Annotated in this window: 13 protein-coding genes and 1 pseudogene; 2 read left to right on the forward strand and 12 right to left on the reverse strand. The window is 57.6% G+C overall.

Annotation, left to right across the window (positions count from 1 at the left end; all coding sequences use genetic code 11):
* Position 1: 1 nt before the first annotated feature.
* From KUIN1_RS25695 to KUIN1_RS25725, 7 genes and pseudogenes are all read right to left on the reverse strand, one after another.
* Positions 2–2,095, reverse strand: coding sequence for a site-specific integrase (locus KUIN1_RS25695; RefSeq protein ID WP_152092385.1), 2,094 nt, complete (start codon positions 2,093–2,095; stop codon positions 2–4).
* A complete protein-coding gene (locus KUIN1_RS25700; RefSeq protein WP_152092386.1) occupies positions 2,095–4,470 on the reverse strand; it encodes a tyrosine-type recombinase/integrase in 2,376 nt (791 codons plus the stop codon). The genes KUIN1_RS25695 and KUIN1_RS25700 overlap by 1 nt, the downstream gene beginning before the upstream one ends.
* A complete protein-coding gene (locus KUIN1_RS25705) occupies positions 4,467–5,699 on the reverse strand; it encodes a tyrosine-type recombinase/integrase (RefSeq protein ID WP_232059994.1) in 1,233 nt (410 codons plus the stop codon). The genes KUIN1_RS25700 and KUIN1_RS25705 overlap by 4 nt, the downstream gene beginning before the upstream one ends.
* A gap of 133 nt (positions 5,700–5,832) precedes the next feature.
* Positions 5,833–6,492: pseudogene (gene thyA / locus KUIN1_RS25710) on the reverse strand (thymidylate synthase); the annotation flags it as partial.
* Between the two features lie 54 nt (positions 6,493–6,546).
* On the reverse strand, positions 6,547–7,359 hold the full coding sequence (gene lgt / locus KUIN1_RS25715) for a prolipoprotein diacylglyceryl transferase (RefSeq protein ID WP_003405275.1): 813 nt from the start codon (positions 7,357–7,359) through the stop codon (positions 6,547–6,549).
* Positions 7,360–7,872: 513 nt separating this feature from the next.
* Positions 7,873–10,152 carry a phosphoenolpyruvate--protein phosphotransferase gene (ptsP, locus tag KUIN1_RS25720; RefSeq protein WP_003420161.1) on the reverse strand — a complete coding sequence of 760 codons (2,280 nt, stop codon included), beginning with the start codon at positions 10,150–10,152 and terminating at the stop codon, positions 7,873–7,875.
* 21 nt (positions 10,153–10,173) lie between these two features.
* Positions 10,174–10,653 carry an RNA pyrophosphohydrolase gene (locus tag KUIN1_RS25725; RefSeq protein WP_002555745.1) on the reverse strand — a complete coding sequence of 160 codons (480 nt, stop codon included), beginning with the start codon at positions 10,651–10,653 and terminating at the stop codon, positions 10,174–10,176.
* A gap of 142 nt (positions 10,654–10,795) precedes the next feature.
* Here KUIN1_RS25725 and KUIN1_RS25730 point away from each other — a divergent pair, with 142 nt between their 5' ends.
* On the forward strand, positions 10,796–11,452 hold the full coding sequence (locus tag KUIN1_RS25730; RefSeq protein ID WP_011269258.1) for an HAD family hydrolase: 657 nt from the start codon (positions 10,796–10,798) through the stop codon (positions 11,450–11,452).
* 13 nt (positions 11,453–11,465) lie between these two features.
* Here the strand turns inward: KUIN1_RS25730 and KUIN1_RS25735 are convergent, their stop codons facing one another.
* A complete protein-coding gene (locus tag KUIN1_RS25735; RefSeq protein ID WP_011269259.1) occupies positions 11,466–11,894 on the reverse strand; it encodes a DUF2269 family protein in 429 nt (142 codons plus the stop codon).
* 411 nt (positions 11,895–12,305) lie between these two features.
* Entirely contained in the window at positions 12,306–13,820 is a 1,515-nt protein-coding gene (gene ilvA / locus KUIN1_RS25745; RefSeq protein ID WP_152092388.1) for a threonine ammonia-lyase, biosynthetic, read from the reverse strand.
* Between the two features lie 161 nt (positions 13,821–13,981).
* On the opposite strand from ilvA, the gene rpiA reads away from it, so the two are divergent.
* Positions 13,982–14,653, forward strand: a complete 672-nt coding sequence (gene rpiA, locus KUIN1_RS25750; protein ID WP_003397175.1) for a ribose-5-phosphate isomerase RpiA — start codon at positions 13,982–13,984, stop codon at positions 14,651–14,653.
* Positions 14,654–14,698: 45 nt separating this feature from the next.
* On the opposite strand, the gene KUIN1_RS25755 is transcribed toward rpiA, so the two are convergent.
* From KUIN1_RS25755 to KUIN1_RS25765, 3 genes are all read right to left on the reverse strand, one after another.
* Complete coding sequence (locus KUIN1_RS25755; RefSeq protein ID WP_024641946.1) at positions 14,699–15,604, reverse strand: SdiA-regulated domain-containing protein; 906 nt, start codon at positions 15,602–15,604, stop codon at positions 14,699–14,701.
* A 126-nt stretch (positions 15,605–15,730) separates the two neighbouring features.
* On the reverse strand, positions 15,731–16,675 hold the full coding sequence (locus KUIN1_RS25760; RefSeq protein WP_003397170.1) for an SdiA-regulated domain-containing protein: 945 nt from the start codon (positions 16,673–16,675) through the stop codon (positions 15,731–15,733).
* A gap of 181 nt (positions 16,676–16,856) precedes the next feature.
* Entirely contained in the window at positions 16,857–17,522 is a 666-nt protein-coding gene (locus KUIN1_RS25765) for a fumarylacetoacetate hydrolase family protein (protein ID WP_152092389.1), read from the reverse strand.
* Positions 17,523–17,572 lie beyond the last annotated feature (50 nt).

Raw genomic sequence — 17,572 nt, forward strand, 5'->3', positions numbered from 1 at the left:
CTCAGAGTTCCTCTTCCAGAAGCTGAAGGACGCCATAAGCTTCCTCCATCGCAGCTTTGTTCTGCGCGTGCGTATGAGCGTACTCGGGATTCCCAAGCATCGCTTTGTTCTGGTAATACACATCTCGCCAAGCCGGCGCGTTGGCCTTGCTGACGACGGCATTCTTACACTGGTTGGGGTTACAACGAAGCCCTCCAATACAGGGCAGGGAACTGTCGAATTCGTCCACGCCTCCACCATAGCAGAAGCCGGAGCCCACATTGATGACCGCAATGTGCTGACCAAGCATGGCCTCAAAAATATCGTCCTTTGTGTGCCCAGAGGCCATGTAACCCCTGAACACCTTCCTAAGATTTTCCTTGTGGGCCTCAGCATTCACACCAGCATAGCTGCCATCAGGGTCAAAACGCTGATGAATGCTCTCAAGCTCCGCATCCTGACGAAGCGACCTTCCTTTCGTCTTCCGAGCACCGCCACCCTTGGAAATCCTGTCCGCAATCTCGCCATACAGAAGAGTAGTTTTGCTGAACCCTCGATCAGAATGCCCTACACCTACGATCTCACCAAAATGCTTGAGTTGGTGAGAAATAAATGGCAGCCCCAAGTCGGCACGATACAGCTGGTAGGCCAGAGTGTGGCGCATCATGTAGGCGTTGAAGTCTAGGTCGGCAAAAGTCTCTGGCGGCAAGATGCGCTCGAAAAATTTCTCCAGCGTAAGCTTCGTGCCGCTGGCAGAGAACGGCTGTCCTTGCTTCCCAAACGCGACGGTATCCACGTTTGAAAATATATAATCATTGTTCTTGTATTTGCTGATCAACTGGCACACCCGTACAGCATCACGCACAATCGGAATAGCCAGCCAGAAATCATCAAACAACTCAACAAGGTTGTCTTGATGTTTGCTCACATTACTCGCCAAAACCCAGTAGCGGCCATCAGGTCGGAGGCTCGAGCTTGCGAGCAGTTCTGCATATTCTGAAGGACGCATCCCGGTATATTGACCAATAATGTAGAGACATGAGTAGTTAACAAAGTTCAGGTAAAGCCTGAATTGATCATCGAGAGCCGATCCGGTGTCTTTCGCATATTGCTTAACAGCATAGGGCGCTATTACAGAGAACAGCTTGCTAGAGCTCATGACATCGCTGCCCAGAACTTTAGCGACCTCATCAAAAGAGAAACCCTTGTTAGAAAGGCGCTTGTACACATACAAGTTGAATTTGAGCGGATTCAACCCACTCTGTTGCGAAGGAAAGTATTCCTTAGCGTTACGACGCTTGAGGCTAGCAACATCGATAACCTCTTCTCCCATCGCATCCAAAAAATCGACAATCGACAGCGAGGCCATCTGGGAAGAAATTTCGAAGACGCTGTTTGGTAAAATTTGCGACTTTTTCTCAGCATCCTTTGCAGGCCGATTTTTACCACCCAGGACTTTCCATTTCAGCTTGGAAAAGTCGACGAATGGCAGGCTCGCACCGAACACGTTCGCTTGCAGGTAGCCAGACTTGAGGTGCTTGAACAGCTTCTCAGTGTATTCGTCGTATACGTAGTCGTAATCTTCGGCAGCTGCTGCATAGAAATGCGCAGGCAAGCATTGAATTGAGATCAGCTCACGATCCACGTGCTCCTTTCCAAGCTCAATAGCCGCGACGGCATAAACCTTATCCAAAAACCGAAGCCCGTTCTCATAGTCACTGATCAGCGAATTGGGCTTGAGCGGTTTCTTGCTGACTCTGGTGGATTTCCTATCCGCTGGAATCCCGCTCAGGGCCTTGAGGATGATCATGAATGCAGCTTTGAGCTCGAGAATCGCCAGCTCTGGAATGTTGGAATACTTCGTGAAATCGATGCGAAGTTTAGCCCCACGAATGTAGCGCGAGGCATTTGGGTAATCCGCATTGAAGTCCCAAACCCAGTCGACGAATGCAGAGCTCTGAGATACCTGCAAGGTACTGAGGTAGGACAGGAAAGCCAAAGCCTCCTGCTGTTCGCTTCCTGCTTCAAGAGCGGAAGCCTGGCCCTGCAGCAGTGAAAGGCTCGAGCGAAACTTCGAGAACGTTAACAGGGTAGAAAAATCAATCTGCTCCATCATCACATCGCCACCCCGTCCACCAGCACAGTCGTATCCACAAACTCTGAAAGACGATGGCCCTCGGCCAACTCTTCAGGCGTGAAATCAGATTTTGAGTGCAGGATGCCATCCAGCAGCGCAAGGTTCTCGCGTACTACGCGTCCATACGGCGTGTCCATGATGCGAGAAACGTCCTTGAGCGAGAGGTAGTCCCGCTCCATCGCGAACAGCTCTGGCAGGTTCGACGCAGTGAGCAAAACGTTCTCGCATCCCAGGCACATGTTGTACAACGCACAAGGGCTGCCGGGCACGTAAGAGCTCAACTTCTTGATGAAGTCAGGCGGGTTGAAAATGTTACGGCAGCTCGCTAGAGGAGTTTTGAAAACAACCTGTGGCCCATCGAGATTAACGACATCGATGAGGTTGGCTCCAGCCTCGATGCTCGAGCGATTATCAGCCAATTTGGCTGCCGACTCATGAAGCTCCCTGAGAGCCACATCCAGCTTGGAGCGTGCGATGTGGTTGAAGTCCATACGATCCAGGTACGCCAGCGTAGTCTCGATTCGCATGTGCCCCAAGATCAACTGGATCTCACGGACAGGGACGTCACGCTCCACCAGCTCGCTGACAAAGCTCGGGCGAAGACGTGAAGGTGTGAGGCTCAACTGCTGCCCAGCGCTATCCAGGAGGCCTTTACGCTTAGCGTAAGCAGCAAAGGCCACCCACAAAGCACTCTCCTTCCCAGTTGCGAAGGATTTGATCTCCATGAAGCTTTTAGGGGCACTTGATTGCCAAATGAATAGCTTATCGCGCATAACTGGGGGTGCAGATACGCGGATTTTGGCTGTCAGTGCCTTGATGTCCTCAAAAATCTGAGCGACAGCATACGATTGAGACGTGGTGAGCCAGGTGATGTCAGCTTCGAAAATATCGAGATGCATCAGCTTTTCACCGTCAGAACGCTCTTTCCAGTACCGGAGGCAAGGACGCCCAGTGAGCGGATGCTTAGGCTCGTAGTCATCCACATCAAGCAGCTTGATTGAGTCAGCGTTCAGCCCGGTGACTTGAGCCAGCTTGATCGCATAAGGCGTGATCACCTGAGCGTCCACCAGATAGTGAACGCCCCAACCCTCTACAACCTCCCGCAGCCCGGTGCCTGAACGGCTCACGATACGCAGAAAGGCTCTCACATGAGGATCTTCACTGTCTTTTTGATCATGACCAACATGCGTACAACCGAGCTTGTTCTCGAAAATCCAGCGAGCATTTTCAAGGGTATTGCAGCCTGGCTTTAAGCTGCCTTTCGCATCAATGGGATCTTCACCAATACCGCTCCGCTGGTAGGGCTGCGCAAGGGTGTTGTAGTGCTCGATATCCTCGTTCACGCTCGTAGAGATTCGAACACGCTCAGCGCTCGAGTATGGGCGGTACGCATCAGTGACACGATCAGCATCAAACCCCTGACAGTTGATGAAATCTGATCCCGCGTAACCCTTGATATTTTTGATGGTCGTCAAGGTGCTACGGACGGCACTCACCAAGGTAGTCGCGGTAATCGGAGAAAGGGTGCCCTCAACAATATGGCGCTCGAGATACGAACGGAACAACGGGAGGCTGAACGGATCGAGAACCTCAGTCAGCGGCTCCATGCCACTGAAGCCTTGCCCAGTGAGAAGCCTCGTGAACCATTTGAACCCCTCATGATAATTGCTCGCTCCAGAGTCGCTGGTAGTACCCAGCGAAGCGGTCGCAAACGCATGTTTCAAGTCGTTGAATGGCCTACCTTCAGATGATTTTTCGAGACCGTCCAAGGCAGCAAAATCAAGCATCTGGAGTCGTTTAAAATCCACAAGAGCATTCTCCTGCGGCACAAACTCCTCCTTGGATTCAACTCGCTCCTTAACGGTCATATAGTCCGCAGAGGCGACCCCGAGAGACTGAAGATCAAGGTTGATCTCCTGGTAGGCGAGCCGAACACTTTCATGCCTGCTGTAGCCGTATTTGATCGCGTCCAGCGCAGAAGCCGGCACAACTGATTTGGAGAGCTTTAGCTTGTTGCCAAAAATCGGGAGCGCGAGCTTCTCTTCTTGAGAGAGCGATTTATACCAGCCCAAAAGCTTCAAACGCCAATTACAACCCGCAGCTGTTTCTCCATGATGTATAACGCCGTCAATAAGCATGTTCAGGATGAGCTTCTGCTCTGCAAGCTCGAACATCTTGATTGATGGGTCGAGATCCTTACTCGCAACATACGAGTCACTCAACATCAATGGCGCATAAGCACCACTAGAATTGTCGCTAAGCTCAACTTGGTAATATTGAAGAGGGTTCTCTTCCAGATCTCTAAGCCACCTGAAGATTTTGGCACTCTCAAATGCGTGCTCTGAAAAATTCATTTCTTATCTCCCAACCTGATTTTCAACGTCGTCTGAGCAGCAAGATCCGCCATGCTTTGCGCTTTAGTCGCGACCTCGCCCGTGTTCGGACAGACCAGATGAAAGATATCCTGTGGCAACTTGGTATAAATTCCTGTAGTGGATGTGTCTTCGTGGCCAAGCGACTTCTGGGCCATCAGGAGTTTGTTGAGATAGTCATCACCAAAGTCCGGGCTAGTCAAAATGGCATATGCGTGACCATGGCGGAGCTTATGCGGCGAAACCATACGCTCAAGTCGCTTGCTCTTTACTGCACGCTTAGAGAGCCGCTCGAGTAGCTTGCTGACAGCGTCTGGGTTAAACGGCTGTCCCTCTGAATTAAAAAAGCACGGAGTTACATCGGCGGTCTCATAACGGCGAGCGTGTTTCTTAAATAGGGGAGACGCGTGATAACGCTTGATGCGTTCGAGCACAGCCCGGCTCACGATTGAGTATCGTGGCTTAAACTCATTTCCACGTGCTTTACTGCCGTCAATGTAAAGAGGACAGTAATCAGGATGCACCCAATCAAGATCTTCATCCGCAACAAAGTTAGCTTGAGCAAACCCCAAAGCCCTATTCACGGCACCCAGAGTGACCCTGCCAACTTCACTTCGACGCAGACCCACATCAAAGATAGCTTGGATCAGGCAGCGCTCTCTCTCGCTGCTCGCAGACTCAATAAGCTCTTTGAGTTCCTGCAATGAACAGGGATAAACCAAATCCTTCTTTGGAGCAGGAGAAAGAAAACCACCAGCATAAGGATTATCCTCACGCGCTGGGCCTTTGTGCTTTCCGCCAACGCACAGGAAGTCATTGAACAGGGCCATATAACAAGCATCCCTGTTACGGATGGTCGTTGAGGTCAAACCATCCACTTCACGCAGGTGGGTAAAGTACCGTTGAATACCGTGTTTAGTTACGGCAAGAAGAATTTCGTCATAAGAGGAGGTTCTGAAAGTTGGCGTGCCTTTCAGGTGTTCGAGTAGGTAACCAATGTTACGCCCGTACGTCTCGGCGGACAGAGCCGCTAACTCGGCGCTGCGAACTGCGAAGGTCAGGTACTCGCTTACAAGCGGGACTAGCCTCTCTTCTGAATCGAACAGCCCCACCGCTGTAACAGAAACACGGTCTGCCACCGTGGGCCCATCTTCGTTGAGCATCGACCCACCCAGGTCGAGCATCTGCTTTTCTTTGACTACAACCTTCACCGACAACCCCTTTTTGAAGGCCGCCCATCCTATGCAGAATGTGCAGCTTGTCAAGGTCAAGATAAAGTCGCATGAAGGATAAATTTTTTTAGGCGAGGAAGGCGTACTGTGCGCTTTTTCCTACGTCCGATAAAAGGCCCAGATCGTTGGAGCGGATGTACAGCGTCAGCGAGATTTCGCGGGTCTGCGGGTTCGGGTGCAGCTGGTACAGCAGGTGGCACGGCGGCAGGGCCATTTCATCGAGCTGTGCGCAGTTCCAGCCGTGGAACAGGATCCGCCGGCTGCCCGGGTCGTTGATGATGGTGTCGACGCACTGGCGAATCTGGTCGATGGCCTTGTACAGGACCACGAAAGACTGGCTGTCTTCTTCGGACTCGGCAATCTGACGATACCCCTGGCCCAGCGCCAGTTCGATGGCCGCGACATTGCCGGCATCGATACGCTTGTAGGCAGGCCACTTGCGCCATTGCACGCCATAGATTTCGCCCAGATCGTCCTCGCCCTTGCGGAACGGGTTGTTCAGCCACTGAGCGTTTTCGTTGGCGTTCTGATCCCAGACCTTGCAGCCCAGTTCGCGGAATTCGGCGGCGTTGTTTACGCCACGCAGAAAGCCGACCATCTCGCCGATGGCCGATTTGAAGGCAATGCGCCGTGTGGTGATCGCCGGAAAACCTTCCTGCAAGTCATAACGCAGCATCGCCCCCGGAAAGCTGATGGTGTTCACGCCGGTACGGTTGGCTTGCAAGGTCCCGTGCTTGATCACATGAGCGACCAGTTCCAGATATTGCTTCATAAATCACCTGCATTGTTGAACGCGCCGGGCGTTGTCTCACCCGGCGTTTCGGTATTAGGCCGCTGCTTTGCTGGCGGACGGGTCGCGCTTGTAGGCCAGCCAGATCAGCAACAGGCCCGCGATGATCATCGGCAGGCTGAGGATCTGACCCATGGTCACCCAGCCCCACGCCAGGTAACCCAACTGGGCGTCAGGGACGCGGACAAACTCGACCACAAAGCGGAAGATCCCGTAGAACAGCGCAAACATGCCGGAAACGGCCATGGTCGGACGCGGCTTGCGGGCGTACAGATTGAGGATGATGAACAGCGCAACGCCTTCCAGCGCGAACTGATACAGCTGCGAGGGATGACGCGCCAGTTGCGCAGGGTCGCTGAACGGCGGGAAGACCATGGCCCACGGCACATCGGTCGGCTTGCCCCACAGCTCGGCATTGATGAAGTTGCCGATACGCCCGGCACCCAGGCCGATCGGCACCAGCGGGGCAACGAAGTCCATCAGCTGGAAGAAGCTTTTGCCGTTGCGCTTGCCAAACCACCAGGCCGCGATCATCACGCCGACAAAGCCGCCGTGGAACGCCATGCCGCCCTTCCAGACCTCGAAGATCAGCAGCGGATTGGCGATGTAGGCCGACAGGTCATAGAACAGCACGTAGCCCAGCCGCCCACCGACAATCACGCCCATGGCCAGCCAGAAAATCAGATCGGAAAGTTTTTCCTTGGTCCAGGTCGGGTCGAACTTGTTCAGGCGACGCGACGCAAGCAGCCAGGCGCCGCCGATACCGACCAGGTACATCAACCCGTACCAGTGAATTTGCAGCGGGCCGATAGCGACGGCTACCGGGTCAATCTGCGGGTAAGGCAGCATTGCGACTCCTCAATTGGAACGCCCTTGCGAGCGACTGAATCAGGCGCGCATGTTACCGGAGCCCGGCAGGATGCTCTAGCGGCGACCGATGGAAGCCGCCTGAACGAAGTGAAAAAAGATGCGCCTGGTGTGCCTAGTCATATGGTTATCGCTTCCACGCGCAGCGTTATGTACAGGTCTTGGAGAGCACTGAATACGTGCCTTTCAGGCTTCTGCCCGCAGGACGTAGGAGCGCACCGGGCGACGCCTGGCTTATTCGCGCAGACGGTACGTTTTCGGCGATCATGCCGGCCTCTTCGCGAACAAGTTCGCTCCTACAGGGGCAATGTGTACTCCCTGTGGGAATGAGAGGGCGTTGGAGCGCACCGGGCGACGCTTCGCTTGTTCGCGAAGACGGTGTCTTCAGACGATACGTTTTCGGCGATCATGTCGGCCTCTTCGCGAACAAGTTCGCTCCTACAGGGGCGATGTGCACTCCCTGTGGGAGTGAGCTCACGAAAGCATTAGTAGCGCTTAGTGCCCTTTGACCGAGCTGGGGTTGATCATCCGCGACAGGCCGAGGTTTTTCAGTGCCAGTTGCAGGGAGCTGCTGATGACCTGCGGGTTGTCGTTGGTCATCAGTTGCGCCAGCAGTTCCTTGGCCTTGCTGAGGTTGATCTGGCGCAGCATCCATTTCACTTTCGGCAGGTTGGTGGCGTTCATCGACAGGCTGTCGAAACCCATCGCCATCAACAGCACCGCTGCTGCCGGATCACCCGCCATTTCGCCGCAGATGCTCACCGGTTTGCCCTCGGCGTGGGCATCACGCACCACGCTTTGCAGCGCCTGAAGCACCGCCGGGTGCAGGTAATCGTAGAGATCGGCCACACGCGGGTTGTTGCGGTCGACCGCCAGCAGGTATTGGGTCAGGTCGTTCGAACCCACCGAGAGGAAGTCTACCTGCCGCGCCAGGTCGCGGGTCTGATAGACCGCAGCCGGCACTTCGATCATTACGCCCACGGGCGGCATCGGCACGTCGGTGCCTTCGTCGCGCACTTCGCCCCACGCACGGTGGATCAGGTGCAGCGCTTCTTCCACTTCATGGGTGCTGGAGATCATCGGCAGCAAGATGCGCAGGTTATTCAGGCCCTCGCTGGCCTTGAGCATCGCGCGGGTCTGGACCAGGAAGATTTCCGGGTGGTCGAGGGTGACGCGAATACCGCGCCAGCCGAGAAACGGGTTGTCTTCCTTGATCGGGAAGTAGGACAGCGACTTGTCGCCACCGATGTCCAGGCTGCGCATGGTCACCGGCAGTGGATGGAAGGCGGCCAGTTGCTCGCGGTAGATCGCCAGCTGTTCTTTTTCGCTCGGGAAGCGCTGGTTGATCATGAACGGCACTTCGGTGCGGTACAGGCCCACCCCTTCGGCGCCTCGCTGTTGCGCACGCGCCACGTCGGCCAGCAGGCCGGTGTTGACCCACAGCGGCATGCGATGCCCGTCGAGGGTCACGCAAGGCAGTTCGCGCAGTGCATCCAGGCCCTGGGAGAGCTGACGCTCCTCCTCCACCACCTTGCCGAACTGCTTGCGCATGATTTCGCTGGGGTTGGTGAAGACTTCGCCGTGATAGCCGTCGACCACCAGATCGATGCCATCGACCTTGGAGTAAGGGAAGTCCACCAGGCCCATGACCGTGGGAATGCCCATGGCCCGCGCCAGAATCGCGACGTGGGAGTTGCCGGATCCCTGAACCGACACCAGGCCGACCAGTTTGCCTTCTGGCACCTCGCCGAGCATCGCCGGGGTCAGCTCTTCACTCACCAGAATCGTGTTGTCGGGATAGACCAGCGCCTGTTGCCGCGCTTCCTGGAGATAGGCCAGCAGACGGCGGCCCAGGTCCTTGACGTCCGACGCCCGCTCGCGCAGATAGGCATCGTCCATCAGTTCGAAACGTTTGACGTGCTCACTGACCACCGAGCGCAAGGCACCCTGCGCCCATTGGCCGGTCTTGATCACGTCGGTCACTTCGCTGCCTAGCGAGGCGTCGTCGAGCATCATCAGGTAGACATCGAACAGCGCCCGCTCTTCGGGACGCAACTGAGTGGCCAGCTTGGCTGACAGGGTGCGCATGTCACCGCGTACGCCTTCCAGCGCGTTCTGGAACAACGCCAGTTCGGCGGCGATGTCAGTGACGGTCTTGTCGGGGACCACTTCCAGATCGGCTGGCGGCAGCATGACCACGGCGACACCGACCGCAGCACCCGGCGAACCGGCGACACCGACGAACTTGGCTTCCTGAATGCCCTTGCCCTGACGACCCAGACCGCGGATCGAGCCGGTCGCTTCGGCATGCGCGATAACGCCCGCCAGTTGCGCGCTCATGGTGACCAGGAAGGCTTCTTCGCCCTCGTCGAACTGCCGGCGCTCCTTTTGCTGGATGACCAATACGCCGACCACACGCCGGTGGTGAATGATCGGCGCGCCCAGGAACGAGGCGTAGCGTTCTTCACCGGTTTCGGCGAAATAGCGATAACGAGGGTGATCTGCGGCGTTTTCGAGATTCAGCGGTTCTTCGCGCGTACCGACCAGACCGACCAGGCCTTCATTCGGTGCCATGCTGACTTTGCCGATGGAGCGCTTGTTGAGGCCTTCGGAAGCCATCAGGACAAAGCGGTTGACCTCGGCATCGAGCAGGTAGACCGAGCAGACCTGGCTGCCCATGGCCTCCTTGACGCGCAACACAATAATGCCCAACGCCGCCTTGAGATCCTTGGCGGAGTTAACTTCCTGGACGATCTTGCGCAGCGTATTGAGCATGGCTCGGGGTCGAACTCCGTGTCAGTCGCGCGATAAGAGGCGCGGGGCAAGCTCTTTGAGTGCGCGTCGATACACCTCGCGCTTGAATGTCACCACCTGGCCTAACGGATACCAATAGCTGACCCAGCGCCAGCCATCGAACTCCGGTTTACCGGTCAAATCCATCCGCACCCGCTGCTCGTTGGAGATCAGGCGCAGGAGAAACCATTTTTGCTTCTGGCCGATACACAGCGGCTGGCTGTGGGTACGGACCAGTCTTTGCGGCAGACGATAGCGCAACCAGCCCCGAGTGCAGGCAAGTATTTGCACATCATGTCGTTCCAGACCGACTTCTTCATTCAATTCGCGATAAAGCGCGTCTTCCGGCGTCTCCTGCGGGTTGATACCCCCTTGAGGAAACTGCCAGGCATCCTGGTTAATACGCCGAGCCCATAGGACCTGACCAGCATCGTTTGTCAGAATAATCCCGACATTAGGACGGAAACCATCGGGGTCGATCACGGCAACAACCTCGCAAACGCATGTCGCCGCATTGTTCCACAAAGGCGATCAAACCAGCAACGAGGCTTATCACCTTATGTGAAGACTTGTGAAAACCTCGTATTCTGGGGCTCTTTTTTCAACTATTTCAGCGAGTAACCCTATGCGTCTGGCTTTATTCGACCTCGACAACACCCTTCTGGGCGGCGACAGCGATCACGCCTGGGGCGATTACCTGTGCCGGCGCGGGATCCTTGATGCCGCGACCTACAAAACCCGCAACGACGAGTTCTATCAGGATTACCTGGCCGGCACGCTGAACATGACCGATTACCTGAATTTTACCCTGGAGATTCTGGGCAACACTGACATGGCGCAGCTCGAGCAGTGGCATCGCGAGTTCATGCGCGACTGCATCGAACCGATGATGCTGCCCAAGGCGCTGGAATTGATCGCCAAACACCGCGAGGCCGGCGACAAGCTGGTGGTGATTACCGCCACCAACCGCTTTGTGACGGCACCTATCGTGGCGCGACTGGGGATCGATACCCTGCTGGCGACCGAATGCGAGATGGCTGACGGCCGCTATACCGGCCGCACCACAGGTGTGCCCTGCTTCCGTGAAGGCAAGGTGACACGCCTCAATCAGTGGCTGCAAGACAACGCGTTCAGCCTTGAGGACAGCTATTTCTACAGTGATTCGATGAACGACCTGCCTCTGCTGGAGCAGGTGGCCAACCCGGTTGCGGTCGATCCGGACGATAAATTGCGTGCCGAAGCCGAGCGACGCGGCTGGCCGGTAATTACCCTGCGTCACTGAGTGCTGGCAATACTCAGGCCGGTTTGAAGCCCGTCAGACCGGCCATCGCCACGAAGCACACGAGGCTGATCACCGTCAGCGCCAGGGTAAAGCCGCGCTTGCCGCCTTGGGCACCGAGACGCAACCGGTTGAGCCTGGCCACCAGCCAGACCCAACTGCACAGCCCCAGGGTGTAAAGCACGCTGCTGCCCAGCACCCAGGTCTGGCCCAGTGACAGGCCTTTCAAATGCACCAGCCACCAGCCACTGAACGGCAGCGTCGCCAGGCACACGGCCATCAACACCCAGAAAAACAGCAGTGGCCGCTTGAGCAGGCGATTCTGCACGGTCGTGTCGCCTTCAAGACGCACCTTGATCACCCCGCTGGCCAACACCAGCGCGCTGATCAGCAACAACGCGATGGCGACGATGTGCAAGGTATTAAGGGTGGTGATGGGTTCCATGACGCGGTGTTCCTCTGGAATCGGGCTTGGGTGAGTTTAGCAGTGTGGACACTAGAATCGCGCCTTAAGCGCCATCGCGCCCGTGCTCCGGTGGTTACACCGGTCTGGACGCTCCGCGTCCTCTTGCGACGCAGAGCGTCGTGAACTGCATTCCCACGCTGGAGCGTGAGGAACGATAGTCGTCAGTCAGATCACCATCGTGCCCATGCTCCGCGTGGGTACACCGGTCTGGACGCTCCGCGTCCTCTTGCGACGCGGAGCGTCGTGAACTGCATTCCCACGCTGGAGCGTGAGGAACGATAGTCGTCAGTCAGATCACCATCGTGCCCATGCTCCGCGTGGGTACGCCGGTCTGGACGCTCTGCGTCCTCTTGTGACGCGGAGCGTGAGGAACGAGAGATATCCTCGGCCTCAGCCCAGAAACAACCGGTAAGCCGGGTTCTCGCTTTCGTCCCAATACCGGTAACCAATCTCGTCCAGCGCAGCGCCGACCAGATGCCGCTCTTCCTCCGGCACTACCAGCCCGGCAACCACTCGGCCATCGGCTGCGCCGTGGTTGCGGTAGTGGAACATCGAGATGGTCCAGCGCCCGCCCAGGCAGTTGAGGAAGTTGAACAGCGCGCCCGGTCGCTCCGGGAACTCGAAGCGCAGCACCACTTCATCGTCGACACGCTCGGCATGCCCGCCGACCATGTGGCGGATGTGCAGTTTGGCCAGTTCGTTGTCGGTCAGGTCCAGCACCGGGAAACCCTGTCCGGTCAGGCTGGCGATCAGGGCGCTGCGTGGGTCGTTCTCGGGATGGGTCTGCACGCCGACGAAGATGTGCGCCTCGCGATCAGTGTGGTAGCGGTAGTTGAATTCGGTGATCTGCCGCTTGCCGATGGCCTCGCAGAACGCCTTGAAGCTGCCCGGTTGCTCGGGGATGGTCACGGCAATGATCGCCTCGCGGCCTTCGCCCAGTTCGGCGCGCTCGGCCACGTGCCGCAAGCGATCGAAGTTGACGTTGGCCCCTGAATCAATCGCCACCAGCGTCTGGCCGCTGACGCCGCGCTGCTCGACATACTTCTTGATCCCGGCCACGCCCAACGCGCCGGAGGGCTCGGTGATCGAGCGGGTGTCGTCGTAGATGTCCTTGATCGCCGCACAGATCTCATCCGTGCTGACGGTGATCACTTCATCGACATAGTGGCGGCACACTTCGAAGGTGTGATGGCCGATCTGCGCGACCGCCACGCCATCGGCAAACAGCCCGACCTGGCTCAGCACCACGCGCTCCCCGGCGGCCATCGCCGCCTGCAGGCAGTTGGAATCGTCCGGCTCGACGCCGATCACCTTGATCTCCGGGCGCAGGTATTTCACGTAAGCCGCGATACCGGCAATCAGACCGCCACCCCCGACCGGAACAAAGATCGCATCCAGCTGGCCCGGTTGCTGACGAAGAATCTCCATCGCTACAGTGCCTTGCCCGGCGATGGTGTCGGGGTCGTCATACGGATGGATGTAGACGAAGCCTTGTTCGTCGACCAGCTTCAGCGAGTAAGCCAACGCTTCCGGGAACGAATCGCCGTGCAGCACCACGGTGGCACCCCGCGAGCGCACGCCTTCGACCTTGATCTCCGGCGTGGTGCGCGGCATGACGATGGTCGCCTTGATCCCCAGCTCACGCGCTGCCAGCGCCAGGCCCTGGGCATGATTGCCCGCCGAGGCCGTCACCACGCCCCGTGCAGTCTGCTCTGCGGGCAGTTGCGCGAGCTTGTTGTACGCACCACGAATCTTGAACGAGAACACCGGCTGCAGGTCTTCGCGCTTGAGCAGCACCTGATTGCCCAGCCGTTCGGACAGCTGACGAGCGCCTTGCAGCGGCGTTTCGATGGCAACGTCGTAGACGCGGGAGGTGAGGATTTTCTTGACGTACTGTTCAAGCATCGGGGTGGCATCACTGACGAAGCGGGCAAGGTCGGGAAGTCTACTCTGCGTACCGAAAGACGACCATACGAATGACAGGGCTTTGCGGCGCAGTCGCCGCTATAATGCGGGCCTTTTTGCATCCCCCCTCTTCTACCTACATCAGGCACCGTGGAGCCCGCATGACCCAGGATCAACTCAAACAGGCAGTCGCTCAGGCAGCTGTCGACTTCATCCTTCCGAAGCTCGATGACAAAAGCATTGTGGGCGTCGGCACCGGCTCCACGGCCAATTGCTTCATCGACGCACTGGCCAAGCACAAGGCCGCCTTTGACGGCGCTGTCGCCAGCTCGCAAGCCACTGCGGCGCGCCTCAAGGCGCACGGCATTCCGGTCTATGAGCTGAACACGGTCAGCGACCTGGAGTTCTATGTCGACGGCGCCGACGAAAGCGACGAGCACCTGAACCTGATCAAGGGCGGCGGCGCGGCACTGACTCGCGAAAAAATCGTCGCGGCGGTGGCCAAGACCTTCATCTGCATCGCCGACGGCAGCAAGCTGGTGCCAGTGCTGGGCGCGTTCCCGCTGCCGGTCGAAGTCATTCCGATGGCCCGTAGCCACGTGGCGCGGCAACTGGTGAAACTGGGCGGCGACCCGGTTTATCGCGAAGGTGTTCTGACCGACAACGGCAACATCATCATTGATGTGCACAACATGAGCATTACCAACCCGGTGGAGCTGGAAGCGCAGATCAACGCCATCGTCGGCGTGGTCACCAATGGCCTGTTCGCCGCCCGTCCGGCCGACCTGTTGCTGCTGGGTACCGCTGAAGGCGTGAAAACCCTGACGCGCTGATAAAACCGGTCGTGCCCACGCAAGGTGGGCATGACCCTCACAGGCTCAAGGCTTGCGGAACACGTAAAAAAGGTTCGGCTCGCTCACCAGATACAACGCCCCTTCCGCGTCCATGGCCATCCCTTCCGCCTGCGGCACGTCCTTGCTCAGCCCCATCGCCCCTTTTGCCAGCGAGCCGCTGCCAATCGGATGACCGCTGGTGTCGAGTTCGAGAATGCGCTTCGACTCATCGGACAACGCCAGCAAATGGCCGCTGGTCTCATCGAATTGCAGGCTGGAGAGGTCACGAACCGACAGTCGGCCATCGCGTTTGCTATTGGAGATGACCTGCAGATTGCCGGGAGCCTCGGAGTTGGTCCTGGGAAAGCCGCGCACCTCGATGATCTGCACCGGATCACGCTCGCGGGCGACAAACAGGCGCTTGCCGACCGAATCATAGGCCAGCCCTTCATAGCCTTTGTTGCCGCTGGCGGTGATGCCCAGCGTCAGTTGCTCGGCCTGGGCGGCGTCCAGACTTTTGGTGTTGTCATCGACGTGAATCTGAATCAGCCGGAGCCTGCGCTCATCGCTGATCACGTAAGTGCCCGGGCTGATGTATTCGACGGCCTCGGCATCACCGAATCCCACCAGTGGAATGCGCCGCAGGATGCGACCGTCCAGGCTCAGTTCGACCAGTTCGGGGTTCTGGTTGGTCACCGTAAACAGGCTCTTGCGGTCCGGGTCGTAACTCAGGCCCGAGACATCATCATGCAGCCCGTCGATCACCTGTGCTTGCGTGACGACGCGGTACTGATCCAGGCCAATGGAGTGAAGCGAGTCGGACTGCCAGAACACCTGCCAGTCGAACAGGGCGCTTTCAACATAGCGGTATCGCTGATTGGCGATCACGAATATAACGATCAGAGGTACAAGGGCCAGAAGCAGGACTAAAGAGCGAGTAGAGCGGCGCATTAAGGGTGACTCGGACGGATTGAGCGGACGGGATTGATACCATGCCATCCTGAAAGCAAGCTTAATGGCATGGTGCTATATGTTTACCGAGTGTGTATCGGTGATCTGTGTAGCTGCCGTCCTGGCTCAGTGCTTGCGCAGCGCCCTGTGAAACGAATAGAACAGGTTCGGTTCGCTGACCATGTACAGCGTACCGGCCTCATCGAGGGCCACGCCTTCTGCGCGCGGAATTGTATCCTTCAAACCATTCATGCCGCCCAACAATGTCATGAAGCTGACCTGCTCGCCTTGATCGTCGACTTCCAGCAACATGTGCGAATCGGCAGACAGCGCGAGCATGTGGCCCGTGCGCGGGTCGATGCTCAGCGAGGACAGATTGCGCATGTCCAGCGAGCGACTCGATAGCGGCTGCTTGTCGCCTGCCAGCACGTCGCTGCCATTACTTTTCCAGGTGTACAGCGCGGGAGGTCGCTCCTCGCCCAGTATCAGCTGCTGACGCTGCGGGTCCCAGGCGATGCCTTCGAAGCCCTTGTTCTGGTTGGCGGACTTGCCGAGTTCGTACTGGGGGAAATCCGCGATGTTCAGGGTGGTGGTGTCTGCATTCACTTTAACGATGGTCAACTTGTGCTGGCGCTCATCGGTGATCGCAATCAGGCCATCGTTCATGACGGCAACGCCTTCCGGATTGCTCCAGCCCACCAGAGGGATCTTGCGCAGTACATCGCCCGTGAGCGTCAGCTCCACCAGAAACGCATTTTTGCCCATGACCGCAAACAGCGTTTTGGTCACCGGGTTATAGGACAGGTCCGACGCCTCGTCCTTTTCCATGCCGGGCAGCACCTTGGCGTCGATATCCACGTGGTAGTCCGGCAGCCAGATGCTGGCGTGACGGCCTGCCTTGCTCTCGAATCGCTCCTGGAACCAGAGCAGCGCGCGATCATCCCAATGCATGATGAACGCCAGCCCATAGCCCAGCAAGGCAACCACTAACAACCACGAATACCAGCGCATGTTGCGCAGGTAAGCGAAGCGTTTTTTGGTACGAGGCGGCGTTGCGGCAGTACTGGCCATTCATGTGTTCCTGAGCAAATGAGACTTCATGACGACGGGGTGCCCTTGCAGGGACGGCCGGATTATCCGGAACAGGTGTGAAAAAAACGCAAAATCGACGAACTATCAGTCACCCCACAAACAAAAGCCACCCGGGAGTGATCCCGCGTGGCTTTGGGCGCTGACTGAACATGCTGTCGGCTTACCTGACGACGCTCTCGAACGGCGTCTGCCCGACCAGTTCCAGGGCGACCTGGTCGCCGGCTTCGAACGGCCCGACACCGGCAGGTGTGCCGGTCATGATCAGGTCGCCGGCCTGCAGCGAGAAGTTGGCTGCCATGTGCTGGATCATCGGCACGATCGGGTTGAGCATCATGTTGCTGTTGCCGTCCTGAACCACCTTGCCATTGAGAGTCAGGCGGATACCGATGTCCTCAAGATCAGGGAAGGTCTCGGCGGGCACGAACGGCGGGATCACCGCAGCGCCGTCGAAACACTTGGCCAGCTCCCACGGCAGGCCTTTCTCACGCAGACGCGACTGGACATCACGCAACGTCAGGTCCAGACCAGGCGCAAAGCCGCTGATCGCGTCGAGTACTTCTTCGCGCGAAGGGTTCTTGCTCAGGGGCTTGCCGATCAACACCACGATCTCGGCTTCGTAATGCACCGAACCGCGGTCTGCCGGGATGCTGAAGCCACCCTCCAGCGCAACCACCGCGCTGCCAGGCTTCATGAACAGCAGCGGCTCGGTAGGCACCGCGTTGCCCAGTTCCTTGGCGTGTTCGGCGTAGTTACGCCCGATGCAGACCACTTTACCCAGCGGGAAGTGAATGTTGGTGCCATCGACATATTTGTGCTGGTAGCTCATGACGTCTCCTGAGGCTGTAAGAGGTAGCCTGCTTATTGTTGCGACCTTGT

The organism is Pseudomonas sp. KUIN-1 (assembly GCF_009176725.1).
GTDB classification, from domain to species: Bacteria; Pseudomonadota; Gammaproteobacteria; order Pseudomonadales; family Pseudomonadaceae; genus Aquipseudomonas; species Aquipseudomonas fragariae.

Coding starts and splice junctions, on each gene's coding strand:
- KUIN1_RS25755 (WP_024641946.1), bottom strand. CDS start 15,604: ATGCGCCGCTCTACTCGCTCTTTAGTCCTGCTTCTGGCCCTTGTACCT.
- ilvA (WP_152092388.1), bottom strand. CDS start 13,820: ATGCTTGAACAGTACGTCAAGAAAATCCTCACCTCCCGCGTCTACGAC.
- KUIN1_RS25695 (WP_152092385.1), bottom strand. CDS start 2,095: ATGATGGAGCAGATTGATTTTTCTACCCTGTTAACGTTCTCGAAGTTT.
- KUIN1_RS25700 (WP_152092386.1), bottom strand. CDS start 4,470: ATGAATTTTTCAGAGCACGCATTTGAGAGTGCCAAAATCTTCAGGTGG.
- lgt (WP_003405275.1), bottom strand. CDS start 7,359: ATGCTGCCTTACCCGCAGATTGACCCGGTAGCCGTCGCTATCGGCCCG.
- rpiA (WP_003397175.1), top strand. CDS start 13,982: ATGACCCAGGATCAACTCAAACAGGCAGTCGCTCAGGCAGCTGTCGAC.
- KUIN1_RS25760 (WP_003397170.1), bottom strand. CDS start 16,675: ATGGCCAGTACTGCCGCAACGCCGCCTCGTACCAAAAAACGCTTCGCT.
- KUIN1_RS25765 (WP_152092389.1), bottom strand. CDS start 17,522: ATGAGCTACCAGCACAAATATGTCGATGGCACCAACATTCACTTCCCG.
- ptsP (WP_003420161.1), bottom strand. CDS start 10,152: ATGCTCAATACGCTGCGCAAGATCGTCCAGGAAGTTAACTCCGCCAAG.
- KUIN1_RS25730 (WP_011269258.1), top strand. CDS start 10,796: ATGCGTCTGGCTTTATTCGACCTCGACAACACCCTTCTGGGCGGCGAC.
- KUIN1_RS25735 (WP_011269259.1), bottom strand. CDS start 11,894: ATGGAACCCATCACCACCCTTAATACCTTGCACATCGTCGCCATCGCG.